26 protein-coding genes are annotated in these 26,834 nt (G+C 72.9%); 17 read left to right on the top strand and 9 right to left on the bottom strand.

Annotation, left to right across the window (positions count from 1 at the left end; all coding sequences use genetic code 11):
• Nucleotides 1–104 precede the first annotated feature (104 nt).
• The 3 genes from QF030_RS10890 to QF030_RS10880 all read left to right on the top strand — a co-directional run bounded on the left by QF030_RS10890 (nucleotide 105) and on the right by QF030_RS10880 (nucleotide 1,900).
• Nucleotides 105–647: a sigma-70 family RNA polymerase sigma factor gene (locus QF030_RS10890; RefSeq protein WP_062647091.1), complete on the top strand. Its 543-nt coding sequence runs from the start codon at nucleotides 105–107 to the stop codon at nucleotides 645–647.
• Entirely contained in the window at nucleotides 644–1,492 is an 849-nt protein-coding gene (locus QF030_RS10885) for an anti-sigma factor (protein WP_307162446.1), read from the top strand. The genes QF030_RS10890 and QF030_RS10885 overlap by 4 nt, the downstream gene beginning before the upstream one ends.
• Nucleotides 1,493–1,618: 126 nt before the next feature.
• Complete coding sequence (locus QF030_RS10880; RefSeq protein WP_171396336.1) at nucleotides 1,619–1,900, top strand: hypothetical protein; 282 nt, start codon at nucleotides 1,619–1,621, stop codon at nucleotides 1,898–1,900.
• Between the two features lie 35 nt (nucleotides 1,901–1,935).
• Here the strand turns inward: QF030_RS10880 and QF030_RS10875 are convergent, their stop codons facing one another.
• The 4 genes from QF030_RS10875 to hmgA are packed head-to-tail and all read right to left on the bottom strand — an operon-like array spanning nucleotide 1,936 to nucleotide 6,454.
• A complete protein-coding gene (locus QF030_RS10875; RefSeq protein WP_307162445.1) occupies nucleotides 1,936–3,144 on the bottom strand; it encodes a CaiB/BaiF CoA transferase family protein in 1,209 nt (402 codons plus the stop codon).
• Nucleotides 3,145–3,154: 10 nt separating this feature from the next.
• Nucleotides 3,155–4,300, bottom strand: a complete 1,146-nt coding sequence (locus QF030_RS10870) for a type ISP restriction/modification enzyme (RefSeq protein WP_307162444.1) — start codon at nucleotides 4,298–4,300, stop codon at nucleotides 3,155–3,157.
• 25 nt (nucleotides 4,301–4,325) lie between these two features.
• Entirely contained in the window at nucleotides 4,326–5,075 is a 750-nt protein-coding gene (locus QF030_RS10865) for a GntR family transcriptional regulator (RefSeq protein WP_307162443.1), read from the bottom strand.
• Nucleotides 5,076–5,101: 26 nt separating this feature from the next.
• Nucleotides 5,102–6,454: a homogentisate 1,2-dioxygenase gene (gene hmgA / locus QF030_RS10860; protein ID WP_307162442.1), complete on the bottom strand. Its 1,353-nt coding sequence runs from the start codon at nucleotides 6,452–6,454 to the stop codon at nucleotides 5,102–5,104.
• 176 nt (nucleotides 6,455–6,630) lie between these two features.
• Between hmgA and QF030_RS10855 the strand changes: the two genes are divergently transcribed.
• The 10 genes from QF030_RS10855 (at nucleotide 6,631) to QF030_RS10810 (ending at nucleotide 19,080) form a co-directional block, all read left to right on the top strand.
• On the top strand, nucleotides 6,631–7,164 hold the full coding sequence (locus QF030_RS10855; protein WP_307162441.1) for a hypothetical protein: 534 nt from the start codon (nucleotides 6,631–6,633) through the stop codon (nucleotides 7,162–7,164).
• Between the two features lie 129 nt (nucleotides 7,165–7,293).
• A complete protein-coding gene (locus QF030_RS10850) occupies nucleotides 7,294–7,911 on the top strand; it encodes a TetR/AcrR family transcriptional regulator (protein ID WP_307162440.1) in 618 nt (205 codons plus the stop codon).
• Nucleotides 7,912–8,223: 312 nt separating this feature from the next.
• The gene (locus QF030_RS10845; protein ID WP_307162439.1) at nucleotides 8,224–10,461 is read left to right on the top strand and encodes a molybdopterin oxidoreductase family protein; all 2,238 of its coding nucleotides are present in this window, start codon (nucleotides 8,224–8,226) and stop codon (nucleotides 10,459–10,461) included.
• 141 nt (nucleotides 10,462–10,602) lie between these two features.
• The gene (locus tag QF030_RS10840; RefSeq protein WP_307162438.1) at nucleotides 10,603–12,069 is read left to right on the top strand and encodes a CitMHS family transporter; all 1,467 of its coding nucleotides are present in this window, start codon (nucleotides 10,603–10,605) and stop codon (nucleotides 12,067–12,069) included.
• Nucleotides 12,070–12,089: 20 nt separating this feature from the next.
• On the top strand, nucleotides 12,090–13,319 hold the full coding sequence (locus QF030_RS10835) for an MFS transporter (RefSeq protein ID WP_307167536.1): 1,230 nt from the start codon (nucleotides 12,090–12,092) through the stop codon (nucleotides 13,317–13,319).
• A gap of 103 nt (nucleotides 13,320–13,422) precedes the next feature.
• A complete protein-coding gene (locus tag QF030_RS10830) occupies nucleotides 13,423–14,181 on the top strand; it encodes a hypothetical protein (RefSeq protein WP_307162437.1) in 759 nt (252 codons plus the stop codon).
• Entirely contained in the window at nucleotides 14,168–14,887 is a 720-nt protein-coding gene (locus tag QF030_RS10825; protein WP_307162436.1) for a class F sortase, read from the top strand. The genes QF030_RS10830 and QF030_RS10825 overlap by 14 nt, the downstream gene beginning before the upstream one ends.
• 237 nt (nucleotides 14,888–15,124) lie before the next feature.
• Nucleotides 15,125–16,462 (top strand): ABC transporter ATP-binding protein, encoded by a 1,338-nt coding sequence (locus QF030_RS10820; protein WP_307162435.1) that lies wholly within the window; start codon nucleotides 15,125–15,127, stop codon nucleotides 16,460–16,462.
• Nucleotides 16,463–16,593: 131 nt separating this feature from the next.
• The gene (locus QF030_RS10815; protein ID WP_307162434.1) at nucleotides 16,594–17,982 is read left to right on the top strand and encodes an aldehyde dehydrogenase family protein; all 1,389 of its coding nucleotides are present in this window, start codon (nucleotides 16,594–16,596) and stop codon (nucleotides 17,980–17,982) included.
• 15 nt (nucleotides 17,983–17,997) lie between these two features.
• Nucleotides 17,998–19,080, top strand: a complete 1,083-nt coding sequence (locus tag QF030_RS10810; RefSeq protein WP_307162433.1) for a Zn-dependent alcohol dehydrogenase — start codon at nucleotides 17,998–18,000, stop codon at nucleotides 19,078–19,080.
• A 22-nt stretch (nucleotides 19,081–19,102) separates the two neighbouring features.
• Here the strand turns inward: QF030_RS10810 and QF030_RS10805 are convergent, their stop codons facing one another.
• The 3 genes from QF030_RS10805 to QF030_RS10795 all read right to left on the bottom strand — a co-directional run bounded on the left by QF030_RS10805 (nucleotide 19,103) and on the right by QF030_RS10795 (nucleotide 22,083).
• On the bottom strand, nucleotides 19,103–20,197 hold the full coding sequence (locus tag QF030_RS10805) for a DMT family transporter (RefSeq protein WP_373428756.1): 1,095 nt from the start codon (nucleotides 20,195–20,197) through the stop codon (nucleotides 19,103–19,105).
• Between the two features lie 343 nt (nucleotides 20,198–20,540).
• Nucleotides 20,541–21,416 (bottom strand): ArsR/SmtB family transcription factor, encoded by an 876-nt coding sequence (locus tag QF030_RS10800; protein ID WP_307162432.1) that lies wholly within the window; start codon nucleotides 21,414–21,416, stop codon nucleotides 20,541–20,543.
• 34 nt (nucleotides 21,417–21,450) lie between these two features.
• Nucleotides 21,451–22,083 (bottom strand): TetR/AcrR family transcriptional regulator, encoded by a 633-nt coding sequence (locus tag QF030_RS10795; RefSeq protein ID WP_307162430.1) that lies wholly within the window; start codon nucleotides 22,081–22,083, stop codon nucleotides 21,451–21,453.
• Nucleotides 22,084–22,183: 100 nt separating this feature from the next.
• Here QF030_RS10795 and QF030_RS10790 point away from each other — a divergent pair, with 100 nt between their 5' ends.
• From QF030_RS10790 to QF030_RS10780, 3 genes are all read left to right on the top strand, one after another.
• Nucleotides 22,184–23,335 (top strand): acyl-CoA dehydrogenase family protein, encoded by a 1,152-nt coding sequence (locus QF030_RS10790; protein WP_307167534.1) that lies wholly within the window; start codon nucleotides 22,184–22,186, stop codon nucleotides 23,333–23,335.
• A 74-nt stretch (nucleotides 23,336–23,409) separates the two neighbouring features.
• Entirely contained in the window at nucleotides 23,410–23,697 is a 288-nt protein-coding gene (locus tag QF030_RS10785; protein ID WP_020128241.1) for a YiaA/YiaB family inner membrane protein, read from the top strand.
• 72 nt (nucleotides 23,698–23,769) lie between these two features.
• Nucleotides 23,770–24,396 (top strand): TetR/AcrR family transcriptional regulator, encoded by a 627-nt coding sequence (locus QF030_RS10780; protein ID WP_307162429.1) that lies wholly within the window; start codon nucleotides 23,770–23,772, stop codon nucleotides 24,394–24,396.
• 19 nt (nucleotides 24,397–24,415) lie between these two features.
• On the opposite strand, the gene QF030_RS10775 is transcribed toward QF030_RS10780, so the two are convergent.
• Entirely contained in the window at nucleotides 24,416–24,877 is a 462-nt protein-coding gene (locus QF030_RS10775) for a MaoC family dehydratase (RefSeq protein ID WP_307162428.1), read from the bottom strand.
• Between the two features lie 130 nt (nucleotides 24,878–25,007).
• Here QF030_RS10775 and soxR point away from each other — a divergent pair, with 130 nt between their 5' ends.
• Nucleotides 25,008–25,535 (top strand): redox-sensitive transcriptional activator SoxR, encoded by a 528-nt coding sequence (gene soxR, locus QF030_RS10770; protein ID WP_307162427.1) that lies wholly within the window; start codon nucleotides 25,008–25,010, stop codon nucleotides 25,533–25,535.
• Between the two features lie 139 nt (nucleotides 25,536–25,674).
• Here soxR and QF030_RS10765 read toward each other — a convergent pair whose 3' ends face one another.
• Nucleotides 25,675–26,742: an RNA ligase (ATP) gene (locus QF030_RS10765; protein WP_307162426.1), complete on the bottom strand. Its 1,068-nt coding sequence runs from the start codon at nucleotides 26,740–26,742 to the stop codon at nucleotides 25,675–25,677.
• Nucleotides 26,743–26,834 lie beyond the last annotated feature (92 nt).

The following is a 26,834-nucleotide window of genomic DNA, read 5'->3' as shown; positions in this document are numbered from 1 at the left end:
TTTTCGGCGCTTCGATACGTACCCCCCATCCGGAGGTGTGTTCGTTGCGAATGCCTGGTGTGACGGGGCGGCCCGGGTGCGGCGGCCGCAGGGAGGGGGACCGCATGGAGGCGGACGAGCTGATGGTGCTCGTGGCTGGGGGCGACCAGCGGGCGTTCGAGCAGCTCTACGGACTGGTGTCGGGACCGGTGTTCGGGCTCGTGCGACGGGTCGTCAGGGATCCCGCGCAGTCGGAGGAGGTCGCCCAGGAGGTGCTCCTGGAAACCTGGCGCTCGGCCGGCCGCTTCGATCCGAGCCGTGGCAGCGCCCTCTCCTGGATCCTCACCCTCGCGCACCGCCGCGCCGTCGACCGGGTGCGCAGCGCCCGCGCGGCGGTGGACCGTGAGCAGCGTGAGGCGTCCCGCTACCACGATCCCGCTTTCGACCAGGTCGCCGAGGAGGTCGAGGCGGGCCTGGAGCGCCAGTTGGTCCGCCGCTGCCTCGACCGGCTGACCGCGCTCCAGCGCCAGTCCGTCACCCTCGCCTACTACGACGGCTACACGTACCGTGAGGTGGCCGACCGGCTGTCGCTGCCGCTGGGCACGGTGAAGACCCGCATGCGTGACGGACTCACGCGGCTGCGCGACTGCCTGGGAGGTGCCGCATGAGTGTGCTCGGCCTGTTCCGCCGCGAGGATCTGCACTCGCTGGCCGCCCCCTACGCGCTCGACGCCCTCGAACCCGACGAACGCCGCCGCTTCGAGAAGCATCTGACGGGCTGCGACCGCTGCTCCGCCGAGGTGCGGGCGCTCACCGAGGACGCCGTCCGGCTCGCGTGGTCCCAGGCCGCGCAGCCACCGGCCGCCCTGCGCAGCCGGGTGCTGGCGGCCGTGCAGAGGACCGCGCAGGAGTCCCCCCGCGCGACGGCGAGGGGCCGCGCGCCCCAACTGCCGCCGCACGTGTGGGGAGCCCAGCCACCGCCCGGGCGCTCCGGGGGCACCTCCCACGCCTTCGGCCGTGCGGGAGCCCCCCGCGCGCGCCGCCCGCTGTTCGTGCCGTTCGCCACGGCCACCGCCGCGGCGGCCCTCGTCGTCGCCTCGCTCTTCGCCGTCCAGGCGGGCCGCGCCCAGGACGAACTCGGCGCCGAGCGCGACCGGGCGCGTGAGATCGCCCACGTTCTCGCGGCTCCCGACGCGCGGGCGAGCACCGGTAAGGACGCGCAGGGCCGCAGTATCGGAGTGGTCGCCTCCGCCGCGGAGGGACAGGCGGTGGTCACCCTGAGCGGATACGGCGCGCTGCCCACCGGACAGGTGCATCAGCTGTGGCTCATGCGCCCCGACGCGCAACCGCGCTCCCTCGGGCTCTTCGACGCCGACACGCCCTTGGTCGCCACCGGTCTCGAGAAGGCCGCGACGTCACTCGCTGTGACCGTCGAACCCGACGGCGGGTCACCTCAGCCCACTACTCAGCCGGTTGTCCAACTCACCCTGAAATCGGTTGGATTCGGAGAGTGATCGGCGAGGAGTCGCCAACCCCCTTACGGGGAAGGTGAATCCCGTGAGCTCGATACATGTGTGCCTCGACGGGGCGATAGGGTTACCCTGCCCGGGCCGGGTGGACTCGTACGGGTGGGGAGTGACATGGAACAGATAACGATGCACAGCAGGGCGAGGGTTCCTGCGATCACCTGCGGGAGCAGTGCGACCAGTTCGCGCCTCGACCGCCATCTCTCGGTGCTGGCGGGCCCCGCCATACCGCAGCGCGAGACGCTCGAGGCGACCTCGCTCATGCGGGAGCTGACCGCGCGTGAGCCCGCGCGTGATCACGGGCCCAAGACGACGCGGGCCCGGGTGAGCCGCGTCTCGCTCTTCGCGCCGCTGCGCCGACTGCGGCGTTCGCTGTTCGGAGGCAACAAGCACTGACCGGCCGGCGCGTCTTCACGTACTGAGTCCCGCGCTCAGGCGGCCACACCGTCCCGGCGCAGCGCTGCGATCTCCTCGTCCGTCATCCCCACGGCACGCAGCAGCGCTTCGGTGTGCTCCCCGAGCGCGGGCACGTCTCCCATCCGTGCCTCCGCCCCGCCCGGCAGCGTGATCGGGGGCAGCAGCGCCCGCAGCGGTCCGACCGGCGTCCCCACCTCCCGCCACCGCTCACGGGCCGCCAGCTGCGGATGCTCCGCCAGCTCGTGCAGATCCCTCAGGCGTGCGCACGCGATGCCCGCGCCCTCCAGCCGCGCGAGTGCCTCGTCGGTGTCCAAGGCGCCCAGCGCCGCTGCCACCAGCGCGTCCGTGCGCTCCCGGTTCGCCACCCTTGCCGCGTTCGTGGCGTACGCCGGATCCGTCCCCAGGCCCGGCCGGCCGACGACCTGTCCGGCCAGCCGCCGCCACTCCCGGTCGTTCTGCACGGAGAGCAGCACCCGCCCGCCGTCCGCGGTGGCGTAGGCGTCGTAGGGCGCGATCACCGCGTGCGCGAGGCCGGTGCGGGCCGGGGCGGTGCCGCCGTGCATCGCGTGGTGCAGCGGATGCCCCATCCACTCCGCGAGCGCCTCCAGCATCGACACCTCCACCGGGCCGCCCCGTCCGGTCGTGCCCCGCCGCACCAGCGCCGCCAGCACGCCCGAGAAGGCGTACATGGCCGCCGCGATGTCCGCCGCAGGGATCCCCGCCTTCACCGGCTGCTCGGGCGTCCCGGTCACCGACACCAGCCCCGCCTCGCACTGCACGAGCATGTCGTAGGCCCGCTTGTCCGCGTACGGCCCGCTCGCCCCGTACCCGGAGATGTCGACGGCGACCAGCCGCGGATGCGCCGCGCACAGGGTGGCCGCGTCCAGACCCAGCCGGGCCGCCGCTCCCTGCGCGAGGTTCTGCACGAACACGTCCGCGTCGGCGGTCAGCCGCCGTACGACGTCCAGGCCCCGCGGGTCCTTGAGGTCCAGCGCGATGGACTCCTTGCCCCGGTTGCACCACACGAAGTGCGAGGCGAGGCCGGCGGCGGCCGTGTCGTAGCCGCGGGCGAAGTCACCGCCGTCGATCCGCTCGACCTTGATCACCCGGGCGCCCAGGTCGGCGAGCTGCCGGGTGGCGAACGGGGCCGCGACCGCCTGCTCGACGGCGACGACGGTGAGGCCCTCCAGGGGCGCGGGCGACGGCGGGGGGCTCTGATCCATGGGGTGGATGCTAGATCAGGGCGAACTGGCCCTCCGGGCCCTCCTCGTGGTGGTCGAGGACCGTCGCCGGGTGCCGGGCCGGGTCGGGGACCGGCAGGACGCCCGCCGCGCGCAGCTCCTTCGCCGTGATCGTGTCCGGCACCGTCAACGCCTCCTGCTGGGCGCGCGCTTGCGCGAAGAGCGCCGAGACCGTGATCAGTTCGAGGAGTTCGGAGGTCCAGGCCTGCGGCCAGGTCGTCGGGCGGATCGCGGCCAGGGTGCCCGGCTCCGGCTCCGCGGTCCGGGTCGCGAACCACTGCTCCAGGACGCGGACGCCGCCCGCCGTGAAGTCCCAGGCGGCCGGCGGGACCGGGGACACCCGGCCGCCGTCGAGGTGCAGGGTCTCCTCGTCGCGGTCGTAGTGCAGCGTCAGGGGCCGGCTGGGCAGCGGGGCGCGGACGTAGGGGCGGCGGCCGCCGGGGAGCCGGGGCCGGTCGCCGTCGCGGCGCAGCAGCCACAGGACGCGGCGGCCCAGCTCCACGCCACGGGCCCACAGCTCGGGGTCCCGGGTGAGCGGGACGGTGAGGTCGGGGCGGACGGCGGTCAGGGTCCAGGCCAGGAAGTCCACCGGATCGGGGGAGTGGCCGAGGTGCGCCAGCAGGCCCGGCGCCAGGTTGGGTTCCGCGCCGCCGGGGCGCCGGTACAGCGGGCGGACCCGGCCGGGGCGCGCCAGCGGGATCAGGGAGGTCGCGAGCAGGGGCGGCCCCGGCGGGGACGGCGTCTCCACCACGAAGACCTGGCGCTCGTCCGCCACCCGCCACAGCTCCGGGCGGGCCGCGTCGATCAGCCGGTGGTCGGGGATGAGCCAGTGCTCGTCGAAGGGCGCGGCCAGCACCCGCACCGGCTCGGGGCAGGGGCCCGAGGCGCGGACGAGCTTCTCCGTGCCGCCGGGGTGCCCGGGCAGTTGCCCGACCGCCGTGTGCAGGGTGCGTGAGCGCGTCGGCTCGAACAGGGCCTCGCGGTGCGGGCCCTCGGCCCTCACCAGGGCGTCCCAGCGGGCTTTCAGGGAAGCCGCGTCGGGGTCCGTCGGCCACCCCCGGCCGAGCCGCGGCGGTGCGACGGACCACGGCATGAGGTCGGCCAGCGGCGGAGCGTCGTCGGGCGTCACGCTGGGCATCGTACGACGGGTCGCCCGTCGCCGGTCACGTCGCGTCGAGCGTGACGGAGAAGGAGAAACGGTCGCCCCGGTAGTGGATGACGGCCACGTCGAGGACCTGCCCGCCGGTGTCGTGGATGACACCCGTGTAGCGCAGGATCGGGCTGAGCAGCGGGACGAGGAGCAGCTGGGCCGTCTCCGGGTCCGCGAGCCGGGCCTCGACCGTGTCCGTGATCCGGCTGATCCGCACGCCCGCGAGATCCCGCAGCACCTTCGTCATGGGCCGGCGGACCAGGTCCTCGGGATCGAACCGGGCGGCCAGTTCGGGCCGGACGTAGTTGCGGGCGTGGTTGGTCGGCTCACCCGTGTTCTCGTCGCTCCTCAGCCGGTGGTACGTCGCGACCTCGGCCAGGTCCGGGAAGTGCTCGGCGACTTCCGCCGGGACCGGCCTGCGGCCGTGGTCGAGGAGCTCCGTGGTCATGGCGGACTGCTGGGCGACGATCGCGTCGACCGAGCCGAGGAGCCGGACCGGGGTGCCCCGCCGCGCGCTCGGCTCGATGAACGTGCCCCGTCGGCGGTGCCGGGTGATCAGCCCCTCCTCCTCCAGCTCCTTCAGCGCCTGTCGCATGGTCAGCACGCTCACCCCGTAGTGACCCGCCAGCTGCTCCTCGGTCGGCAACCGGAGCGGGTCGTGCGGCGAGCGCCCGAGTATCGAGGCGCGCAGCGACTGCGACACCTGGTACCAGAGCGGCAGCTTGCGGGTGAGGACGATCGAGTCCGGAGCGAAGGAGGTCACGGGCTATCCGTACCGGTCGGCACCGTTCAGTGCAATGTTCCGTCGGACGTTCCGCCGGACGGACGGAAGTGTCGTTCGAGGCCCTGCCAGACATCGTCGTAGCGCTGCTGGAGGTGGTCCGCCCGGGCCGCGTGCGGGGTGAGGGTGAGCGGCCAGCGGGTCTCGAACATGAACGCCAGCCCGTCGTCGATCTTCTGCGGGCCGAGCTCGGCGGCGCTCGCGCGGTCGAAGGTCTCCCGGTCCGGGCCGTGCGCCGACATCATGTTGTGCAGCGAACCGCCGCCCGGCACGAAGCCCCCCTTTCCGGCCGTCTTGGCGTCGTAGGCGCCCTCGATCAGGCCCATGTACTCGCTCATCACGTTCCGGTGGAAGTACGGCGGCCGGAAGGTGTCCTCGCCGACCAGCCAGCGCGGGGCGAAGACCACGAAGTCGACGCCGGCCAGACCGGGGGTGTCGGACGGTGCGGTCAGCACCGTGAAGATCGACGGGTCCGGGTGGTCGTAGGAGATGGTGCCGATGACGTTGAACCGGCGCAGGTCGTAGACGTACGGCAGATGGTTGCCGTGCCAGGCGACCACGTCGAGGGGGGAGTGGTCGTACGTCGCGCTCCAGAGGTGGCCGCAGTACTTGCTGACCACCTCCACCGGGCCCTCGACGTCCTCGTACGCGGCGACCGGTGCGCGGAAGTCACGGGGGTTGGCCAGGCCGTTGGCGCCGATCGGGCCGAGGTCGGGGAGGCGGAAGGGGGCGCCGTAGTTCTCGCAGACGTAGCCGCGGGCCGAGGCGTCCAGCAGCTCGACGCGGAAGCGGACCCCGCGCGGGATCAGCGCCACCTCACCGGGCTCGGCGTGCAGCCGGCCGAACTCCGTGCACAGCAGCAGCCCGCCATGCTCGGGGACGATCAGCAGCTCGCCGTCGGCGTCGCTGAACACGCGGTCCATGGTGGCGTTCGCGTGGTACAGGTGCACGGCCATGCCGGTGCGCTGGGTGACATCGCCGTTGCCGCCGAGGGTCCACAGGCCGGAGAGGAAATCCGTGCCCGCCGACGGCTCGGGCAGCGGATCCCAGCGCAGCCGGTTCGGGTCGGGGACCGTCTCCGTGAAGGGGCCGGTGCGCAGGGCGCCGTCGCCGACGCGGGCGAACGCCGGGTGTGCGGCGGACGGACGGATCCGGTAGAGCCACGAGCGGCGGTTGTGGGCGCGCGGCTCGGTGAACGCCGTGCCGCTGAGTTGTTCCGCGTACAGGCCGAGAGGCGCGCGCTGCGGGGAGTTGCGGCCGTCGGGCAGGGCCCCGGGCACGGCCTCGGAGGCGTGCTCGTTGCCGAACCCCGAGAGATAGGTCAGGCCCTCGGCCCTCTTGCGTGCGTCCCCGCTGCTCATGATCGCTCCCTCCGGCGCCCCGCGGGTGCGCCTGCTGATTCCTATGCATCACCGTAGGATTGCGATTTCCCCGGCGCAAGAGGTGCGCCGGTCCTCCTCCTGGAGGACGATCAAGACGGCCGGAACCAGACCCCAGGGGGATCCGCGTGTCGGTCCGTTGTTCTACGCTCCCCCGCATGTCGTGGACGCGCGGAAGCCTCGCCGTGCCCGCGGTCTGTGTCCTGCTGCTGACCGGATCCGCTGGGTGCGGTACCGGTGACGCCCGGGAACGGGGAGACGCGACGACCGCGGCGTCGGTCTCGCCCTCGCCCTCGCCCGTGGGCAAGGTACTGGAGGACACGGACGGCGAAGGGCGGCACTACCGCGAGGTGGAGAAGAAGGGGGCTCCCGAGGTCGGTGTCGAGGTGGAGCCCGAGGCCGACGGGAGCTGGGACGTCCGCCTGAAGGTGGAGAACTTCCGGTTCACGCCGACGCCGACGCCGGCGAAGGCGGGGGCGGCGCACGGCCGCGGCGCCGCCCGGCTGTACGTGGACGACCAGCCCGTCGCCGACCTGCGCACCCCGTCCTACCGCATCCCGGCCGGCTACCTCCCGCACGGCACCCACCAGGTCACCGCCCGGCTGTACGCGGACGACGGCACGGTGTGGGCGGTGGACGGCAAGCCGGTGGAGAGCACGGCCTACATCACGGTGTCGGAGCCCTCCCCCTGAGCGGTTCACCCCGAGCCGCCTCCCCGGGCGGCCCCTGGGCGACTCCCCGAAGACCCCTGCGTCGAGTGCATCAGGCATCTTTCTCCGTATCGAGGGGTGAGGTTCACCCCGCTGCGACGGAAAGGCATCATGAGCTCCGTGCCCCAAGCGACATCGCTCCGTCGCGCGCCCGTGCAGCGGCGCAGCGCCGAACGGCTGACCAGAATCCTCGACGCCTGCGCCGACCTGCTGGACGAGGTCGGCTACGACGGCCTGAGCACCCGGGCCGTCGCCGAACGGGCCGGCGTGCCCATCGGCTCCGTCTACCGCTTCTTCGGCAACAAGCGGCAGATGGCCGACGCGCTGGCGCAGCGCAACCTCGAGCGCTACTCCGAGCGCGTCACCGAGCGGCTGAAGGGGGCGCTCCGGGGGGACTGGCGGACCGCCATGGACGCCGTTCTCGACGAGTACCTGGCCATGAAGTACACCGCACCCGGGTTCTCCCTCGTCGACTTCGGCAACCAGATCCCGGTCGGCGCCCGGCACGCGGAACCCAATCACCGGGTCGCCGACCGCCTCACCGACCTGCTCTCCGACTATCTCGTCCGCGAGCCCGACGACGACCTGCGCCGTGTCTTCCTGATCGCCGTGGAGACCGCGGACACCCTCGTCCAGCTGGCCTTCCGAGTGGACCCGGAAGGCGATCCGAAGGTGATCGCCGAGGCGCGGGAGCTGCTGCGGGCGTATCTGGCACGGGTGCTGGACTGAGCCGACCGGTCCGTCCGCCCGTCCGCCCGTCCGTCCCGCCCGTCCGCCCGTCCGCCCGTCCGTCCCGCCCGGCCGCCCGGCCGCCCGGCCGCCCGGCCGCCCGTCCGTCCGTCCCGTCCGTCCGGCCGGCCGGCCGGCCGCTCCATCCATCCACCCGTCCGTCCGGGCCGTCCGGTGGCCGGGGCGCCTGACCGGCCCGCTCGCGAGTTCCCGCCGTGACCCGCGCGCGACCCCTCCCCTCCGTTCATACCGGTCGGTATGCTCGGCGGCAGTCCGCGCGTCACCGCCGCCGCCACGCCCCCAGGAGGACCCGTGTCCCGCACCGCCCTGCGAATCTGCCCGTTGTGCGAGGCCACCTGCGGGCTGACGCTCACCATCGAGGGGACGAGGGTCACCGGCGCCCGCGGCGACCGGGAGGACGTGTTCAGCAAGGGCTTCATCTGCCCCAAGGGCGCCTCCTTCGGCGCCGTCGACGGCGACCCCGACCGGCTGCGGACGCCCCTGGTGCGCCGGGACGGCGAGCTGCGCGAGGCCACCTGGGAGGAGGCCTTCGACGCCGTGGCCGCCGGGATCCGGCCGGTCGTCGAGCGGTACGGGGCGCACTCCGTGGGAGTCGTCCTCGGCAACCCCAACGTGCACACCATGGCCGGCGCGCTCTATCCGACCGTCCTGATCGCCGGCCTCGGCACCCGCAGCCTCTTCACCGCCTCCACGGTCGACCAGATGCCCAAACACGTCTCCAGCGGACTGCTGTACGGCGACGCCAACGCGATACCGGTGCCGGACCTGGACCACACCGACCACCTTCTGCTCATCGGCGCCAACCCCCTGGAGTCCAACGGCAGTCTGTGCACCGCCGCCGACTTCCCCGGCAAGCTCAAGGCGCTGAAGGCCCGCGGTGGCACCCTCACGGTCATCGACCCGCGCCGCACCCGTACCGCGAAGCTCGCCGACCGGCACATCGCGATCCGGCCGGGCGCCGACGCGCTGCTTCTCGCCGCCATGGCCCAGGTGCTCTTCGAGGAACTCCTCGTCGACCCGGGCGAGGCCGCCCCGCACCTCGAAGGTCTCGAGGAACTCGCGGAAGCGGTGAGGGACTTCACGCCCGAGGCGGTGAGCGCCGCCTGTGACGTGGACGCCTCGCTCATCCGCACGCTGGCCCGCGAACTCGCCGCCGCCCCCACCGCCGCCGTCTACGGCCGCATCGGCAGCTGCACGGTCCCCCACGGCACCCTCGCCAGCTGGCTCGTGGACGTCCTCAACATCCTCACCGGCAACCTCGACCGGCCCGGCGGCGCGCTCTTCCCGCAGGCCGCCACCGACCGCACGCCCCGGCCGGCCGGTCCCGGCCACGGGTTCCGGCTCGCGCGCTGGCACTCCCGGGTGAGCCGGCACCCGGAGGCCAAGGGCGAACTGCCGCTGTCGGCGCTCGCCGAGGAGATCGACACCGCGACGGCGGAGGGGGAGCCGATCCGCGCGCTGGTCGTCGTGGCCGCCAACCCCGTCCTCTCCGCCCCGGACGGCGACCGGCTCGACAAGGCGCTCGGCTCCCTCGGCTTCATGGTCAGCGTCGACCCCTACCTGAACGAGACCTCCCGCCACGCCGACGTGGTGCTGCCCCCGCCGCCGCCCTCGCAGAGTCCCCACCACGACTTCGCCTTCAACACCCTCGCGGTGCGCAACCAGGTCCGCTACAGCCGCCCGGCCGTCCCGCTCGAGCCCGGCCGGATGGCCGAGACCGAGATCCTCGCCCGGCTGATCCTGGCCGCCACCGGGATGCACGGCGCCGACCCGTCCGCGGTGGACGACCTGGTCGTCGGCCAGACCCTCGGCAAGGCCGTGACGGAGCCGCACTCGCCCGTGCACGGCCGTGACCCGCGCGAACTCGCCGCACAGCTCACCGGCGAGACCGGCCCCGAGCGCCGCCTCGACATGATGCTGCGCCTAGGCCCCTACGGCGACGGCTTCGGCACCCGCCCGGACGGACTCTCCCTCGCCCGGCTGCTCGCCCATCCGCACGGCATCGACCTCGGGCCGCTGCGTCCGCGTCTGCCGCAGCCGCTGAAGACGCGCAGCGGGCGGATCGAGCTGCTGCCGCAGCCGATCGTCGACGATCTCCCGCGGCTGCGGGAGGCACTGCGGCGCCGGCCCGACGAGTTCGTCCTGGTCGGGCGGCGTCATCTGCGGTCCAACAACAGCTGGATGCACAACGTCCCCGCGCTCACCGGCGGCACCAACCGCTGCACCCTGCACATCCACCCCGAGGACGCCGAACGGCTCGGTGTGCGGGACGGCGCGCCGGTCCGGGTGAAGGGCGCCGGGGGAGAGGTGACCGCACCGGCCGAGGTCACCGACGGCGTGCGCCGGGGCGTGGTCAGTCTGCCGCACGGCTGGGGTCACGACCGCCCCGGCACCCGCCTCAGCCATGCCGCCGCCGACCCCGGCGTCAACGTCAACCAGCTCCTCGACGGCAGCCTGCTGGACCCGCTGTCGGGCAACGCGGTGCTCAACGGTGTGCCGGTCGACATTGCCCCCATAGCGACCCACTGACCTGAGCAAAGCTGTGACCTGGAGTTTTGCGCTTATTGCTCGCACGTCAACGTCTTGTTAACACCGTTTGAACGGACCTAACGTCAACCCACCGCCGACCCCCAGGTGGGATGTTCAAGGGCGAACGTTAGGTATCCACTCATGCTGACCATCCTCGGCTTCGCCATGATCGCGACCTTCCTGGTCCTGATCATGCTGAAGAAGATGTCGCCGATCGCGGCGCTCGTGTTGATCCCGGCACTGTTCTGCGTCTTCGTCGGGAAGGGCGCCAAGCTCGGTGACTACGTCATCGACGGCGTCACCAGCCTCGCCCCCACGGCGGCGATGCTCATGTTCGCGATCGTCTACTTCGGTGTGATGATCGACGTCGGCCTCTTCGACCCGATCGTGCGGGGCATCCTGAAGTTCTGCAAGGCCGACCCGCTCCGCATCGTCGTCGGAACGGCGCTGCTCGCCGCGATCGTCTCCCTCGACGGCGACGGCTCCACCACCTTCATGATCACCGTCTCGGCGATGTACCCGCTGTACAAGCGCCTGAAGATGAGCCTGGTCGTGATGACCGGTGTCGCGGCGATGGCCAACGGCGTGATGAACACGCTGCCCTGGGGCGGCCCGACCGCCCGTGCCGCCACCGCGCTGAAGCTCGACGCCAGCGACATCTTCGTGCCGATGATCCCGGCCCTGGCCGTCGGCCTGCTCTTCGTCATCGCCCTCTCCTACGTCCTCGGCCGCCGCGAGCGCGCCCGGCTCGGCACGCTGACGCTGGACGAGGTGCTGGTCGAGGAGACCGAGACGGTCCTGGTGGGCGCCGGCGGCTCCGGCGACGCGAAAACCCCTGTCCGCACCGGATCTTCCGGCTCCGGCGACGCCAAGTCCCCTGCCCGCACCGGCGGTTCCGGCTCCGGCGCCGACGCGGCCGCTCAGGACGGAACCGGCTTCGCCGACGAGGAGGACGAGGACGACGACTTCCAGGGCCTCGACCCGCACCGGGCCACCCTGCGCCCCCGGCTGTACTGGTTCAACGCGCTGCTCACGGTCGCGCTGCTCACCTCCATGATCATGGAGTGGATGCCGATCCCGGTGCTGTTCCTGCTCGGCGCCGCGCTCGCCCTCACCGTCAACTTCCCGCACATCCCGGACCAGAGGGCCCGGTTGGCGGCTCACGCCGACAACGTCCTCAACGTCTCCGGCATGGTCTTCGCCGCCGCCGTCTTCACCGGCGTCCTCCAGGGCACCGGCATGGTCGACCACATGGCCACCTGGATGGTGGACGTCATCCCCGCGGGCATGGGCCCGCACATGGCCCTCGTCACCGGCGTCCTGAGCCTCCCGCTCACGTACTTCATGTCCAACGACGGCTTCTACTTCGGCGTCCTGCCGGTCCTTGCGGAGGCCGGCGCGGCGCACGGCGTCTCGCCGCTGGAGATGGCCCGCGCCTCCCTCGTCGGGCAGCCCCTGCACATGTCGAGCCCGCTCGTCCCGGCCGTCTACGTCCTCGTCGGCATGGCGAAGGTCGAGTTCGGCGACCACACCAGGTTCGTGGTCAAGTGGGCCGCCCTCACCTGTCTGGCGATCCTCGGCGCGGGCATCCTGTTCGGGATCATCTGAACCGCGTCATGGAGGAACTCGTGAGGCCCGGCAGGAATCGCGGCTGGCTGCTCCGTCTCGTCATCGCCTTCGGCTTCGCGCAGGGGGCGGTGTCGATGGCCAGGCCCGCCGTCTCCTACCGGGCCCTCGCACTGGGCGCGGACGAACGGGCGATCGGCGTCATCGCGGGTGTGTACGCGCTGCTCCCGCTCTTCGCCGCAGTACCGCTCGGCCGGCGCACCGACCACGGCCGCTGCGCGCCGCTGCTGCCCGTCGGCGTGGTCCTGATCTCCGGCGGCTGTGTGCTGAGCGGTGTCGCCGGCTCCCTGTGGACGATGGCCCTGTGGAGCGGGGTGATGGGCTTCGGTCATCTCTGCTTCGTCATCGGCTCCCAGTCGATCGTCGCCCGGCAGTCCGCGCCGCACGAACAGGACCGCAATTTCGGCCACTTCACCATCGGCGCCTCCCTGGGCCAGTTGGTCGGCCCGATCGCGGCCGGCGCGCTGATCGGCGGTGCCGACATGGCGGCCGGCAGCGCCCTCGCCCTGTTCGTCGCGGGCGTCGGCTGTGCGGTCGCGTTCACCTCGCTGTGGCGCATCGAACACCGCGACGCCGGGCCCGGGTTCCGTACGGACACGGGTGAACGCGTCCCCGTCGGCCGCATCCTGCACGCCCGGGGCGTCCCGGTCGGCATCCTCGTCAGCCTGTCCGTGCTGTCGGCGACCGACATCCTCACCGCCTACCTGCCGGTGGTCGGCGAGCACCGGGGCATCGCGCCGTCCGTCATCGGCGTCCTGCTCAGCGTCCGCGCGGCCGCCTCCATAGCCTGCCGGCTCGTCCTCACCCCTCTGTTGCGGGTGCTCGGCCGGACCGTGCTGCTCACCGTCACCTGTCTGCTGGCGGCTCTGCTGTGCGCCGCGATCGCGCTGCCGGTGCCGGTCCCGGGGCTGGCCCTGATCCTCGCGTTGCTCGGCTTCTGCCTCGGCGTCGGGCAGCCGTTGTCGATGACGACCGTCGTCCAGGCGGCGCCCGACGGCGCCCGTTCCACCGCCCTCGCCCTGCGTCTCACCGGCAACCGGCTGGGCCAGGTCGCCGCGCCCGCCGCCGCGGGGCTGGTGGCCGGGGTCGCGGGGGTGGCGGCGCCGTTCGTGATGCTGGGGGTGCTGTTGCTGGTGTCGTCGGGGGTGGCGGTGCGCTCGCACGCGGACGCGGAGGCGGCCGCGCCCCGGCGCCGGTCCGGATCGGGGTTGCGCCGGTCGAGCGATGTCTGACGGCGCGTCGGGCGGCGCTCCCACAGTCGGGAGCGCCGATGTGAAAGAGAGTCAGGTGCAAGAGCGATTTGTATGAAAATCGTCCTGACTCGGAGGAATGCACATGTCCAGCTCGACGCTCCCGTCCGCCCTCGGCTCCCGCCTCGGCGTCACAGCCCTCACGGTGCTCGCCGCGGCGGGATTCACCGGCCTCTCGGCACCGTCCGCCGTGGCTGTGGGGGAGGCCGGTGACATCAGGATCCACCGCGAACAGGTTCCCCCGGGCGTCTCGAAGGACGACCCGGTCGCCTGCCGGTTCTACCTCGACGCCGCCAACTTCGGCGAGCTGCCGACCGTCGCCTACACCATCAAGGCGCGGCCCCCGGCCCCCGACACCGCCACCGTCACCGGCAACATCACCCTGACCGACGGTGCCGGGCACACCGACACCCTGGGGCTGGCCGAAGGGTCGTACACGCTCGAATGGACGCTGCCGGCCGCCCCCGGCGTGCCCGCCGTCCCCTCGCCCAAGGTGAAGGTCTTCAAGATCAACTGCCGCGAGGGTCAGCGCGACGGGAACGAGGGCCCGAACCGGCCGATCACCGACGACGGCCGGGAAGCCGCCGGGTCGAACGGCCAGGCCGGCGGCGGCCAGAACGGCACCGCGCAGGGCGGCGGGCGGGAAGGCGGCACCCAGGGCGGTTCCGCGTGGAGCGGCGAGAAGGGCGGCCCGGAGGGCGGCGTGCACGCGGGCGGCGGCGGTCTCGCCGACACCTCGCCGGCCTTCACCCCGCTGGCCGGAGCCGCGGCCGTCGGACTGGTGGCCGTCGGCGGCGTCGCCTACTTCCGACTGATCCGCCGGCGCACCCATGGTGCCGCGTAGGCGCGTACGCAGGCCCTGGCACCGGACCCGCGCCTACCGCCTCACCAGGACGGCCGTGCTCACGGTCGTCCTGGTGACGGTCGGAGTCCGCTGCGGAGGGCACGACCGGCCGGCCACGGCGGCCCGGCCCGGCGAGGCGGCGTCCGGCGGGGCACAGGCCGCCCCGGCCCCCGGGGCCGACGCCGACCAGGAGAGCCGGTCGGCGGGGAAGAAGGCGTCCGAGAGCCCGAAGCCTCCACCCCGACCGCTGCCCCGGTCCCCGGCGACCACCCTGCGCGTGCCCTCCCTGGGCATCGAAGCGCCGATCGTCCCGCTCCGGCTCGGCCCGGACCGGCATCTCGGGACACCCCCGCTCGAGCGGCCCAAGCTGGTCGGCTGGTACGCGGGCGGCCCCACACCGGGGGAGCGGGGCACCGCCGTCGCGGTGGGCCACCGCGACACCAAGACCGGCCCGGCGGTTTTCGCGGGCCTCGCGCGCGTGGCCCGCGGCGCCCGGATCGAGGCCCTGCGCGCCGACGGCCGGACGGCCGTCTACACCGTGGACAAGGTGCGCGTCTTCGACAAGGCCACCTTCCCCGACAAGGAGGTGTACGGCCCGACCCGCCGCCCCGAGCTGCGCATCCTCACCTGCGGGGGCCTCTTCCGGCACGCGACCGGATACACCAGCAACGTCGTCGTCTTCGCCCATCTGACGGCGACCCGCTGACCCGCCGCCGTGGCCGCGCGGGCGTCCGCGGCCACGGGCCGACACCCACTGAACCAGGCGGTCCGGTTTCTCACCTGTCGGACGGTGTCGTCCGATCCGGGCCTGTCTCTTCCCCCGGGTGCGCACAGTCCGTTAACTTCCGTGACTCACAAGCCCCGTTCGACCCGCACGGGGCAGGTCGGACAGCAGAGCACCGCGCCGGGCCGGCCGGCACACGAGTCCCCGGGGACACTTCTCATGACACGCGCCATCTCGTTGCACGACGTCAGCAAGGTCCACACCCGGGGCGTCCGGGTCGTGGACCGGCTGTCGCTGGACATCGCGCCCGGCGAGTTCCTGGTCCTGCTGGGCCCCTCCGGCTGCGGCAAGTCCACCGTGCTGCGCATGATCGCCGGCCTGGAGCACATCACGGAGGGCGAGTTACGGCTCGACGGCGAGTACGCCAACGACCTGGCGCCCTCGGGGCGGGACATCGCGATGGTCTTCCAGAACTTCGCGCTCTACCCGAACATGACCGGCCGCGACAACATCGGCTTCCCGCTGCGCATCGAGGCCCCCGGCGCCGACCCGGGCCCCCGGGTGGACGCCACCGCCCGGATGCTGGGCATCGAGGACCTCCTCGACCGCTTCCCCGGCCAGCTCTCCGGCGGCGAACGCCAGCGCGTCGCCATGGGCCGGGCCATCGCCCGGCACCCCTCCGCCTTCCTGATGGACGAGCCGCTGTCCAATCTCGACGCCAAACTCCGCAACCATCTGCGGGCCGAGATATCCAAGCTGACCCGGCATCTGGGCGTCACCACGGTCTACGTCACGCACGACCAGGCCGAGGCCATGTCGCTCGGCGACCGGGTCGCCGTCCTGCGCGGCGGGGTCCTCCAGCAGGTGGGCACGCCGCGGTCGGTCTACGCCCTGCCGCGCAACGTCTTCGTCGCCGCCTTCATCGGCACCCCGCGCATCAACCTCCTGCGCGGCCTGGTCCGGGCCCCGCTCGACGGGGCCATGACGATCAGCCTCGGCAAGCAGGCGCTGCGACTGCCCGAACCGCACTCCCAGGACCACAAGCTGCTGCGCGTGCAGCAGGGCCGCGAGGTGATCGTCGGGCTGCGCTCGGAGGCCGTCCGCATCGCCACGCCCGCCGACGCCCGGCCCGGCGAGACCCACATCACCGGCCTGGTGGAGCACGTCGAGTTCCAGGGTCACGAGGTGCTCGTCCACTTCAACACCGGCTCCCGGCTCGCGGTCGTGCCGGAGCTGGAGGCGCCCCGCCCCGTCCAGCGGCCGCCCCGGCGGCGCCGCCGCGAGGGCGGGGTCCTGGGCCGCCTGCGCAAGGGCGCGGGCGGCCTGCGCCCCGGTGCGGTCGGCGTACTGGACGAGCCGTCGGCGCCGGACCGGCCGCCGGTCTCCCCGGAGGCCCGCCCCCTCGGCGACCTCGTGGTGCGCACCACACCCGACTTCGACCTCCGGCACGGGATGCAGGTCCCGCTCCTCGTCGACATCGCCCATCTCTTCGTCTTCGACCAGCACGGCGAGCGCATCAGCCCCGCCCCGGCCCGGCTGCCGGACCTCGACGAATGAGGAGGCCTCCCGAGACCGGCGCGGTCCGGCGTCCCGCGCGTTCCGGGTCCTTCACCCGTTGTCCTCTGGTGCCAGAAAACTATCAACGCTAGTTTAGGTCGCGGACGACGAGGCCCGCCGAAGGGAACGCGATGAAGGCACATGACGGCATCTACCTCGACGGCGCCTGGCGCCCGGCCGCGGGCCGGGATGTGATCGAGGTCGTCGATCCGGTGGACGAGCGGGTGATCGCCCGCGTCCCGGCGGGCGACGCCGTCGACGTCGACGCCGCCGTACGGGCGGCCCGTGCCGCCCTCCCGGGCTGGGCCGCGACCCCGCCCGCCGAGCGCGCGGCCCGGCTGACCGCGCTCCGGGACGTGCTGGCGGCCCGCAAGGACGAGATCGCCGAGACGGTCACCGCCGAACTCGGCGCGCCCCTGGCCTTCTCCCAGGCCGTCCACGCGGCGGTGCCGATCGCGGTGGCGGGTTCCTACGCCGAGCTGGCCGCGACCCACCCCTTCGAGGAGAAGGTCGGCAACTCGACCGTGTTCCACGAGCCGATCGGCGTCGTCGGGGCCATCACCCCCTGGAACTACCCGCTGCACCAGATCGTCGCCAAGGTCGCCCCGGCCCTCGCCGCGGGCTGCACGGTGGTTCTGAAGCCCGCCGAGGACACCCCGCTGACCGCCCAGCTGTTCGCCGAGGCGGTCCACGAGGCGGGCGTCCCGGCCGGTGTGCTGAACCTCGTCACCGGCCTGGGCCCGGTCGCCGGCCAGGCCCTCGTCGAGCACCCCGGCGTCGACCTGGTGTCCTTCACCGGATCCACGGCCGTGGGCAGGCGGATCGCGGCGGTGGCGGGCGCGGCCGTGAAGAAGGTGGCCCTGGAACTCGGCGGCAAGTCCGCCAACGTCATCCTGCCGAGCGCCGACCTCGCCAGGGCGGTCAACGTCGGCGTCGCCAACGTGATGTCCAACTCCGGCCAGACCTGCAGCGCCTGGACCCGGATGCTGGTCCACCGCGACCGGTACGACGAGGCGGTCGAGCTCGCCGCGGCCGCGGCCGCCAAGTACGCCGACCGCATCGGCCCCGTGGTCAACGCGGCCCAGCGGGCCCGGGTGCTGGGTTACATCGAGAAGGGCGTCGCCGAGGGGGCGCGGCTGGTCGCGGGCGGCCCCGGGTCCCCGCGCGAACAGGGCTACTTCGTCAGCCCCACGGTCTTCGCCGATGTCACCCCCGACATGGCCGTCGCCCAGGAGGAGATCTTCGGCCCCGTCCTGTCCGTCCTGCGTTACGAGGACGAGGAGGACGCCCTGCGGATCGCCAACGGCACGGTCTACGGACTCGCGGGCGCCGTCTGGGCCGCGGACGAGGCGGAGGCGGTCGCCTTCGCCCGCCGGATGGACACCGGGCAGGTCGACATCAACGGCGGCCGCTTCAACCCGCTCGCGCCGTTCGGCGGCTACAAGCAGTCGGGCGTCGGCCGCGAGCTCGGCGCCCACGGCCTCGCCGAGTACCTCCAGACCAAGTCCCTCCAGTTCTAAGGGAGACAACCGATCATGGCTGTCCGCGCCGCCGTACTCCCCGCCATCGGCGCTCCGTTGGAGATCACGGAGATCGACCTTCCGGAACCCGGCCCGGGCCGGGTCCGTGTCCGGCTCGCCGCCGCCGGGGTCTGCCACTCCGACCTGTCCCTGTCCGACGGCACCATGCGGCTGCCGCTTCCCGCCGTCCTGGGCCATGAGGGCGCGGGCACGGTCGTCGCCGTCGGCGAGGGCGTCGAACACCTGGCGCCCGGCGCCGCCGTCATCCTCAACTGGGCCCCCGCCTGCGGAAGTTGCCACCCCTGCACGCTCGGCGAGGTGTGGCTGTGCGTGAACGCCCTCAACGGTGCCGCGGAGGTGTACGCCCGCACGACGGACGGCATGGACCTCCACCCGGGGCTGAACGTCGCCGCCTTCGCCGAGGAAACCGTCGTCCCGGCCTCCTGCGTACTGCCCCTCCCCGACGGTATCCCCCTCACCGACGCGGCCCTGCTCGGCTGCGCCGTCCTCACCGGCTACGGCGCGGTCCACCACTCCGCGCGGGTCCGCCCCGGCGAGACGGTCGCCGTCTTCGGCGTCGGCGGCGTCGGCCTCGCCACCCTCCAGGCGGCCCGGATCGCCGGCGCCTCGACGATCGTCGCCGTCGACGTCTCTCCGGAGAAGGAGGAGCTGGCCCGGGCGGCGGGCGCCACGGAGTACGTGGTCGCCTCCGAGGTGACCGCCCGTGAGATCCGCGGCCTCACCGGCAAGCAGGGGGTCGACGTGGCCGTCGAGTGCGTGGGCCGCGCGGTCACCATCCGGACGGCCTGGGAGTCGACCCGGCGCGGCGGTCGCACCACGGTCGTCGGCATCGGCGGCAAGGACCAGCAGGTCACCTTCAACGCCCTGGAACTCTTCCACTGGGGCCGCACCCTGGCCGGCTGCGTCTACGGCAACTGCGACCCGGCGAAGGACCTCCCGGTCCTCGCCGACCACGTCCGGGCGGGCCGTCTCGACCTCGGCGCCCTGGTGACGGAGCGCATCACCCTGGAGGACATCCCCGGAGCCTTCGACAACATGGTGGCGGGCAAGGGAGGGCGGGCCCTGGTGGTGTTCTGACGGTGACCCCGCTCCGGCGGTCTCAGCCCGTCCGGGGGCCCACCTCCCGGTCGGGCCCGGTCGCCGGAACCTCCGTCGGCGCCGCTTGCGCTTCGTGCGTCGCGCCCGCTTCGTGCGCCGCTGCCGCTGCCGCTGCCGCTGCCGTTTCTGTTTCTGCTTCTGCTTCTGCTTCTGCTTCAGCCTCCCGTGTCGCTGCCGCCTCCCGCGTCGGCGGCGTGCGCGGAGTACGCGGCCGCGACCGCGAGACGGCCACACCCGCCAGACACAGCGCCCCACCGGCCAGGGTGAGCAGCCCCGGCACCTCGCCCAGCGCCAGCCACGACATCAGCACGACCAGGGCGGGCACCGCGTACGTGGTCGCGCCCATGCGGCTCGCGGTCGTCCGGGCCAGGGCGTACGCCCACGTGGTGAACGCCAGCGCGGTCGGGAAGACGCCCAGATAGACCATGTTGAGCGTCGCGGAGACCGGCGCGTCGGCCGCCTCGTGGACCAGCTGCCCCGCGAACGGCAGACACACCACCGTCCCGATGGCGCATCCGAACGTCGTGACCTGGAGCGCGGTCGCCCGCCCCAGGGCGGGCTTCTGCGCGACGACCCCGCCCGCGTACCCGAAGGCGGCGAGCAGACACAGCACCACCCCGAGCACCGACGATCCGCCGTGGCCCGACATCGACAGTCCTACCGCGACCGCGCCCGCGAACGACACGGCCATCCCCGCCAGCAGCCGCGGCGGCATCACGTCCCCGAGCAGCCGGGCGCCGAGCAGGGCGATGAGGATCGGCCCGATGTTCACCACCAGCGCCGCCGTCCCGGCGTCGACCTGCTGCTCACCCCAGTTGAGCACGACCATGTAGAACCCGAACCACAGCACGCCCGACACGGCGATCCCGCGCCAGGCGGACCTCGGCGGCCACCCCGCACGCCGTACGGCGCAGATGATCCCCAGCACCAGCGACCCGGAGGCCAGCCGCCCGAGCGCCAGCGCCCCCGGCGAGTAGGCGTCGCCCGCACTGCGGATCGACACGAAGGCCGAGGCCCACAGCACGACGGTCACGGCCGCCGCACCGGCGGCGAGCAACTCTGGACGACGTTCGGTACGCCGGGGGCTGTTCATCATGCTCCTCAGGCTAGGAAGAAAGGCGGCTCGAAAGCTCGCGGATTTCGGACAGGGGCCGGGGTGCCGGGCCGCCGTGGCCGCGAGCCCGGAGGCCGGGGACGAGAGGGACCCGGGACGCAAGGACGACCGGGACCGGCAGGCTGCTGGGCCGGCAGGCCGGCAGGCCGAGGAGAGGGACGGAACGGGGACCGCGGGACAGCCGACGGGGACGGGCCGTTCGGCTGCGAGGCCTGGTGACCGAGGGGCCTGGTGACCGAGGCATCAGGTGACCGAGAGGGCGAGAGGCCGGCGCCGGCCCCGCGCGAGGCCTCGCGGCTGCACCGGGCGGGTCGGCGCGGCCGGGTCAGCGCAGTGCCGCCGCCTCGATGCCCAGCAGGTCGGCCAGGGCCCGCTCGCCCGTCGCCGTCACCTTCACGGCCCGCTCGGAGCCGATCCGCACGCACCAGCCCGCGTCGAGGGCGTGTCGGCACAGGGCCGCGCCCGCGGCTCCCGCCAGATGGGGACGGCGCTCGGTCCAGTCGAGACAGGCACGGGCGAGCGGACGGCGGGCCGCGCGGTCGAGCGTGATGCCGGTGCCCTCGAACCACCGCAGCCCGGCCTCGGTCAGCAGGAACCCGGTGGCCCGTTCCCTGGACGCCGGTGTCACCGCTCCACCCACGGGCGGTGTCACGGCTCCACCCACGGCCGGTGTCACCGCTCCACCCACGGCCGGTGTCACCGCTCGCGCCCCGTCGATCCGCCCCTCCGGCCCGCTCACCGCGCTCAGCAGTCCCTGGGCGGTGAGGGCGTCGGTCACGGCGATGCCGAGCCGGCCGGCGAGATGGTCGTAGCAGGTACGGCCCCGGGCCATCGCCGATCCGGCGCTCGCGGCGCGCAGGGTGCGCGGCCGGTGGGCGGCAGGCGGGGCGACCTGGACGGCCAGGTCCTCCACGAGCTGGGCGACCCGGGTGTCGGCGAGCCGTACGTACCGGTGCCGCCCCTGGCGTTCCTCGGCCAGCAGCCCACCCGCGACCAGCTTGCCCAGGTGCTCGCTCAGCGTCGACGGGGCCACACCCGCGTGCCGGGCCAGCTCACCGGCGGTCCAAGCCCGCCCGTCGAGCAGCGCCAGCAGGCAGGCGGCCCGTGTCTCGTCGGCGACGAGCCCGGCGAGGGCGGCCAGCCCCGGCGCCCGTACGTCCCTGTCGTTCCCGGTGTCCGTGATGCTCACATGGTCCAGCATGCGCGACGGACCGTTCGGTGGTCGCCGAACCGTGTCAGGGGAGCTGCTCGAACTGCTGGGAGAGCCCGTCCAGCAGGGCCGTCAGTCCCGTCCCGAAGGCCCGCTCGTCGATCTTCTCCTGCTGCTCGGCGAGGAGGTGCGCCTGTCCGAGGTGCGGGTAGTCGGCGGGGTCGTAGGCGCTCACGTCGTCGACGAAGCCGCCGGCGAACGAGCCGAGCGCGGATCCCATGACGAAGTACCGCATCAGCGCGCCGATGGAGGTGGCCTGCGCGGGCGGCCATCCGGCGCGGACCATCGCGCCGTACACGGCGTCGGCGAGCCGCAGCCCGGCGGGCCGGCGGCCGGGGCCCCGGGCGAGCACCGGGACGATGTTCGGGTGGTCGCGCAGGGCGGCGCGGTAGGAGACGGCCCAGTCGTGCAGCGCGGTCCGCCACTCCCGGCCGTCCTCGAACATCGACAGGTCGACCTGCGCGCTCACCGAGTCGGCGACCGCCTCCAGGATCTCGTCCTTCGTGCGGAAGTGGTTGTACAGCGAGGGTCCGCTCACCCCCAGTTCGGCGGCGAGCCGCCGGGTGGAGACGGCCGGCAGGCCCTCCGCGTCCACGAGCGTCCGTGCGGTCTCGACGATCCGGTCGGTGCTGAGAAGGGGCTTGCGCGGTCGGGCCATGGCGCACATAGTAGGGCTGCACGCTGAAAACTAGCAGTGCTAATTTAACGGGCAATCGTGAAGCAGCCCTGAAGGCCTTCCCCTGTGAGGTGATCTCGTGGTGAATCTGGCGCTCAGCGAGGAGCAGGAGGCCGTCCGGCGGCTCGCCGAGGACTTCGTGGACCGCGAGGTCGCTCCGCACGTCGTCGCCTGGGACCGTGCCGAGGACATCGACCGGTCCCTGGTCAAGAAGCTCGGCGAGGTCGGGTTCCTGGGCCTGACGATCGACGAGGAGTACGGCGGCTCGGGCGGCGACCATCTCTCGTACTGCCTGGTCACGGAGGAACTGGGCCGTGGGGACTCGTCCGTGCGCGGGATCGTCTCCGTCTCCCTGGGGCTGGTCGCGAAGACCGTCGCGGCCTGGGGGAGCGAGGAGCAGAAGCGGCGCTGGCTGCCGGGGCTGACCTCCGGCGCGTACGTCGGCTGCTTCGGCCTCACCGAGCCCGGCACCGGTTCGGACGCCGGCAACCTCGCCACCCGCGCGGTCCGCGACGGCGACTCCTACGTGATCAACGGCACCAAGATGTTCATCACGAACGGCACCTGGGCCGACGTGGTCCTGCTCTTCGCCCGCTCGACGGACGCGCCCGGCCACAAGGGCGTCTCCGCGTTCCTCGTCCCCACCGACACCCCGGGCCTGAGCCGTCGCGCGATCCACGGCAAGCTCGGCCTGCGCGCCCAGGCGACCGCCGAACTGGTCCTGGACGACGTCCGGGTCCCGGCCTCCGCGATGCTGGCGCCCGAGGGCAAGGGCTTCTCCGTCGCGATGTCGGCGCTGGCCAAGGGTCGTATGTCGGTCGCGGCGGGCTGCGTCGGCATAGCGCAGGCCGCCCTGGACGCGGCGGTGCGGTACGCGGGCGAACGCGAGCAGTTCGGCCGGAGCATCGCCCATCACCAGCTGGTCCAGGAACTGATCAGCGACATCGCGGTCGATGTGGACGCGGCCCGGCTGCTGACCTGGCGGGTCGCCGACCTGATCGACCGGGGCCTGCCCTTCGCCACCGAGTCCTCCAAGGCCAAGCTCTTCGCCTCGGAGGCCGCCGTCCGCGCCGCCAACAACGCCCTCCAGGTCTTCGGCGGCTACGGCTACATCGACGAGTACCCGGCGGGCAAACTCCTGCGCGACGCTCGGGTGATGACCCTCTACGAGGGCACCAGCCAGATCCAGAAGCTGCTCATCGGGCGGGCGCTGACGGGGGTTTCGGCGTTCTGAGAGGGAGTGACTGAGTACGGGTCTGAGTAGGTGCGCGGATGTGGCGCCGGCCGTTCGCGCCGAGGCTTGTCCCCATGAGTGACACACCGGTCAAGCAGCAGAGTACGGCGGCGTTCTACGGACAGGCCGTCGCCTCCTTCGGCATCGCCATCGCGGCCACCGCCATCGGCATCTACAACCTCCACACCGACGCCTGGGTGCGCGGCTTCCTGGCGATCGCCGTCCTGTACCTGGTGACCTCCGCCTTCACGCTGGCGAAGGTGATCCGCGACCGCCAGGAGGCCGGGCAGATCGTGAGCCGGGTGGACCAGGCCCGCCTGGAGAAGCTCCTGGCCGACCACGACCCCTTCGAGAAGATCTGAGCAGGCACGCTAAGCGGCCGCTCACCTTCGGCGGTATGGTGTAGCTCCTGTACCGAGAGGGGCGAACGAGCGATGACTACGGCGGAGGAGACGGCCGGCGGCGAGATCGAGCCGTGGGAAGAGGTCACCCCTGACGCGGCCCGGCGACTGCTGGTCGCCGCCGTGGAGGCCTTCGCCGAGCGCGGCTACCACGCGACGACGACCCGTGACATCGCGGGCCGCGCGGGGATGAGCCCGGCCGCCCTGTACATCCACTACAAGACCAAGGAAGAGCTGCTCCACCGCATCAGCCGGATCGGCCACGACCGTGCGCTGGGCATCCTGCGCACGGCGGCCGCGGGCGAGGGCGACGCCACCGGGCGGCTCGCGGAGGCCGTGAGCTCCTTCGTCCGCTGGCACGCCGGGCGCCGCACGACGGCACGGGTCGTCCAGTACGAGCTGGACGCGCTCGGCCCCGACGCCCGCGCCGAGATCCTCGACCTGCGCCGGCAGGTCGACGCCGAGGTGCGCGGGATCATCGAGGACGGCGTGGCGAGCGGCGAGTTCACCGTGCTGGACGTGCACGGCACGACCCTCGCCGTGCTGTCCCTCTGCATCGACGTGGCCCGCTGGTTCAACGTGGACGGCCCCCGCACCCCCGACGAGGTCGGCGCGCTGTACGCCGACCTCGTGCTGCGGATGGTGGGCGCGGCGAAGTAGCGCCCTGCGTGAGCGGTGCCTAGAGGTAGTAGCGGGACACCGACTCCGCCACGCACACGGGCTTGTCCCCGCCCTCACGCTCCACGGTGAAGGCGACGGCCACCTGGACGCCGCCCGCGACGTCCTCGACGCCGGTGATCGTCGCGGTGGCGCGCACGCGCGAGCCGACGGGCACCGGGGCGGGGAAACGGACCTTGTTCGTCCCGTAGTTGACGCCCATCTTCACGTTCTCCACCTTGATCAGCTGCGGGCCGAAGAGCGGCAGCAGGGAGAGCGTGAGATAGCCGTGCGCGATCGTGGTGCCGAAGGGGCCGGCGGCGGCCTTCTCGGGGTCGACATGGATCCACTGGTGGTCTCCGGTGGCCTCCGCGAAGAGGTCGATCCGCTTCTGGTCGACCTCCAGCCAGTCGGTGTGGCCCAACTGCTCGCCCACCGCCGCCTTCAGCTCGTCGGCGGACGTGAAGATCTTCGGCTCTGCCATGTCTGCGGCCCTCTCGCGTCACTAGCTGCCCATGTCACCGTGCCATAGGTCTAAGCAACTGCTTAGCATGGTCGGGCGCCGGGCCGATGTCAACGGACCCGTGGACGACGCGATGGGTAGGCTTCGAGGGGTGCCCCAGATTCCCGAGAAGATCCACGAGCTCACGGTCGGCCAGCTCGCCGCGCGCAGCGGCGCCGCCGTCTCCGCCCTGCACTTCTACGAGGCGAAGGGCCTGATCGGCAGCCGTCGCACGGCGGGCAACCAGCGCCGCTACCACCGCGACACGCTGCGTCGCGTCGCCTTCGTCCGCGCGGCGCAACGCGTCGGCATCCCGCTGGCCACGATCCGCGAGGCCCTCGCCGAACTCCCCGAGGAACGCACCCCGACCCGTGAGGACTGGGCCCGTCTCTCGGCGGCGTGGCGCGCGGAGCTGGACGAGCGCATCAAGCAGCTCAACCGGCTTCGCGACCACCTCACCGACTGCATCGGCTGCGGCTGTCTGTCCCTCGCCACCTGTGTCCTGTCCAACCCCGACGACGCCTTCGGCGAACGGGCATCCGGTTCACGACTGCTGGTGGAGAAGCGGGCAGGGGAGAGGCAGGCGGCGGCGGAGCAGGTGGGGGAGCGGCGGGAGGGGGAGGCGGCCGACTGCCGCTGAGCCGGGCGGTGCGGCCGCCCCGGCGTATCCGGTGTTCCGGGCGCATCCGGTGTGCCCGATGCGTCCGGTGCGCCTGGCGTGTCGGGAACATCCCCTCGCCCCGCCCGCCGCCACCCCTCTCACGCCCCCGCCCGATTCCTCACTCGTACTCGGTTCCGCCCTTGCGGGTCAGATACGCGCCGCTCACCGCCTTGGCGATCGCCCGGCCCCCCGTCACCGGGCTGTACCGCTCGACGGCAGGCCGGATCACCACGCCCTCACGCAGATGCAGCCCGCGCCCGGACACGCTCTCGCGGCCGGTCGCGATCTCCAGCACCCGCTCGCTGTCGTACGGGCCCTCGAACAGGCGTGGTACGAGGGGCAGTTCACCGGCCAGCAGCTCCGCCGCGTCCAGCCAGCGCACCACGCCGTCGATCTCCGCGGACACGTCGAACACCGCGTAGCCGAGGGTGTCGCGTCGGCCGTCCGCGCCGTACGTCAGGTCCTGCACGCCCGCTCCGTACACCTCCCCGAAGACGCCGATCCGGCGCGCGCCCAGCCGCTCGGCGAGACGGGCCGCCGCCTCGGGGACGCCATGGGCGCGTACGGCCCGCCAGTACAGGTTCCCCGGATCCTCGGTCAGGGCGAGGGACTTCGCGCCGAAGCCCTTCGAGGTGACATGGACCCGCTCCTCGTCCGCGACATACGTCAGCAGGCACGCCGAGCCGTGCAGTTTCTCGGTCAGGACCACCGGCTCACCGGGTTCGAAGATGCCGGGGTAGCGCTGGATGTTCTCGATGTCGACCCACGGCAGCAGATCCGGCGCCGCCTCCACGTCGCCGTTCATGGTCGGCGGGATCGGCGGCACCCACTTGACGATGCCCAGCCGCTCGGCGAAGTCGGTGCCCTCCGCCGCGGCCAGCACCAGGTCGACGTCCGCCAGCGCCTCGGGTCGGCACACGATCCCCTGCGACAGCTCGCCCCGCAGCCGCACCGCCTTCACCCGGTCCGACCTGCTGCCCGCCAGCCGCCCGGTCAGCCCCAGCTCCTCGACCAGCGCGGTGGGGAGCACCGACTGCTCGGGGATGTACACGGCGGCCTCGCCGGTGCGGTACGCACCCTTGGCGACGACGGCTCGGTACAGGCCGATCTGGGCCAGTTCGAGGGCGTCGGCGTTGGGGTGTTCGTGGACGGTCAGCACTTCGGCGGTGACGCGCAGCGTCGACATGAGGAGCTCCTTCAAGGCCTGCGAGGCCTGGCTCAGTTGGTTTTCATCACCCCCAACTGTCCCCGCGGGAGGGGAAAGGAGCGACCGATTAT

The sequence above is a fragment of the Streptomyces rishiriensis genome (genome assembly GCF_030815485.1).
Lineage (GTDB): Bacteria > Actinomycetota > Actinomycetes > Streptomycetales > Streptomycetaceae > Streptomyces > Streptomyces rishiriensis_A.
Note: the sequence above shows the minus strand (reverse complement) of the source record. Positions and strands in the feature narration are given on the sequence as shown.

Excerpts from the sequence above, each read along its gene's own strand:
- QF030_RS10795 (WP_307162430.1), bottom strand. The coding sequence starts at position 22,083 with ATGGCCCGACCGCGCAAGCCCCTTCTCAGCACCGACCGGATCGTCGAG.
- QF030_RS10805 (WP_373428756.1), bottom strand. The coding sequence starts at position 20,197 with ATGATGAACAGCCCCCGGCGTACCGAACGTCGTCCAGAGTTGCTCGCC.
- QF030_RS10885 (WP_307162446.1), top strand. The coding sequence starts at position 644 with ATGAGTGTGCTCGGCCTGTTCCGCCGCGAGGATCTGCACTCGCTGGCC.
- QF030_RS10820 (WP_307162435.1), top strand. The coding sequence starts at position 15,125 with ATGACACGCGCCATCTCGTTGCACGACGTCAGCAAGGTCCACACCCGG.
- QF030_RS10765 (WP_307162426.1), bottom strand. The coding sequence starts at position 26,742 with ATGTCGACGCTGCGCGTCACCGCCGAAGTGCTGACCGTCCACGAACAC.
- QF030_RS10800 (WP_307162432.1), bottom strand. The coding sequence starts at position 21,416 with ATGCTGGACCATGTGAGCATCACGGACACCGGGAACGACAGGGACGTA.
- hmgA (WP_307162442.1), bottom strand. The coding sequence starts at position 6,454 with ATGAGCAGCGGGGACGCACGCAAGAGGGCCGAGGGCCTGACCTATCTC.
- QF030_RS10870 (WP_307162444.1), bottom strand. The coding sequence starts at position 4,300 with ATGCCCAGCGTGACGCCCGACGACGCTCCGCCGCTGGCCGACCTCATG.
- QF030_RS10825 (WP_307162436.1), top strand. The coding sequence starts at position 14,168 with ATGGTGCCGCGTAGGCGCGTACGCAGGCCCTGGCACCGGACCCGCGCC.
- QF030_RS10880 (WP_171396336.1), top strand. The coding sequence starts at position 1,619 with ATGGAACAGATAACGATGCACAGCAGGGCGAGGGTTCCTGCGATCACC.
- QF030_RS10840 (WP_307162438.1), top strand. The coding sequence starts at position 10,603 with ATGCTGACCATCCTCGGCTTCGCCATGATCGCGACCTTCCTGGTCCTG.
- QF030_RS10785 (WP_020128241.1), top strand. The coding sequence starts at position 23,410 with ATGAGTGACACACCGGTCAAGCAGCAGAGTACGGCGGCGTTCTACGGA.
- QF030_RS10890 (WP_062647091.1), top strand. The coding sequence starts at position 105 with ATGGAGGCGGACGAGCTGATGGTGCTCGTGGCTGGGGGCGACCAGCGG.
- QF030_RS10830 (WP_307162437.1), top strand. The coding sequence starts at position 13,423 with ATGTCCAGCTCGACGCTCCCGTCCGCCCTCGGCTCCCGCCTCGGCGTC.
- QF030_RS10850 (WP_307162440.1), top strand. The coding sequence starts at position 7,294 with ATGAGCTCCGTGCCCCAAGCGACATCGCTCCGTCGCGCGCCCGTGCAG.
- QF030_RS10810 (WP_307162433.1), top strand. The coding sequence starts at position 17,998 with ATGGCTGTCCGCGCCGCCGTACTCCCCGCCATCGGCGCTCCGTTGGAG.
- QF030_RS10815 (WP_307162434.1), top strand. The coding sequence starts at position 16,594 with ATGAAGGCACATGACGGCATCTACCTCGACGGCGCCTGGCGCCCGGCC.
- QF030_RS10780 (WP_307162429.1), top strand. The coding sequence starts at position 23,770 with ATGACTACGGCGGAGGAGACGGCCGGCGGCGAGATCGAGCCGTGGGAA.
- QF030_RS10855 (WP_307162441.1), top strand. The coding sequence starts at position 6,631 with ATGTCGTGGACGCGCGGAAGCCTCGCCGTGCCCGCGGTCTGTGTCCTG.
- QF030_RS10775 (WP_307162428.1), bottom strand. The coding sequence starts at position 24,877 with ATGGCAGAGCCGAAGATCTTCACGTCCGCCGACGAGCTGAAGGCGGCG.
- QF030_RS10875 (WP_307162445.1), bottom strand. The coding sequence starts at position 3,144 with ATGGATCAGAGCCCCCCGCCGTCGCCCGCGCCCCTGGAGGGCCTCACC.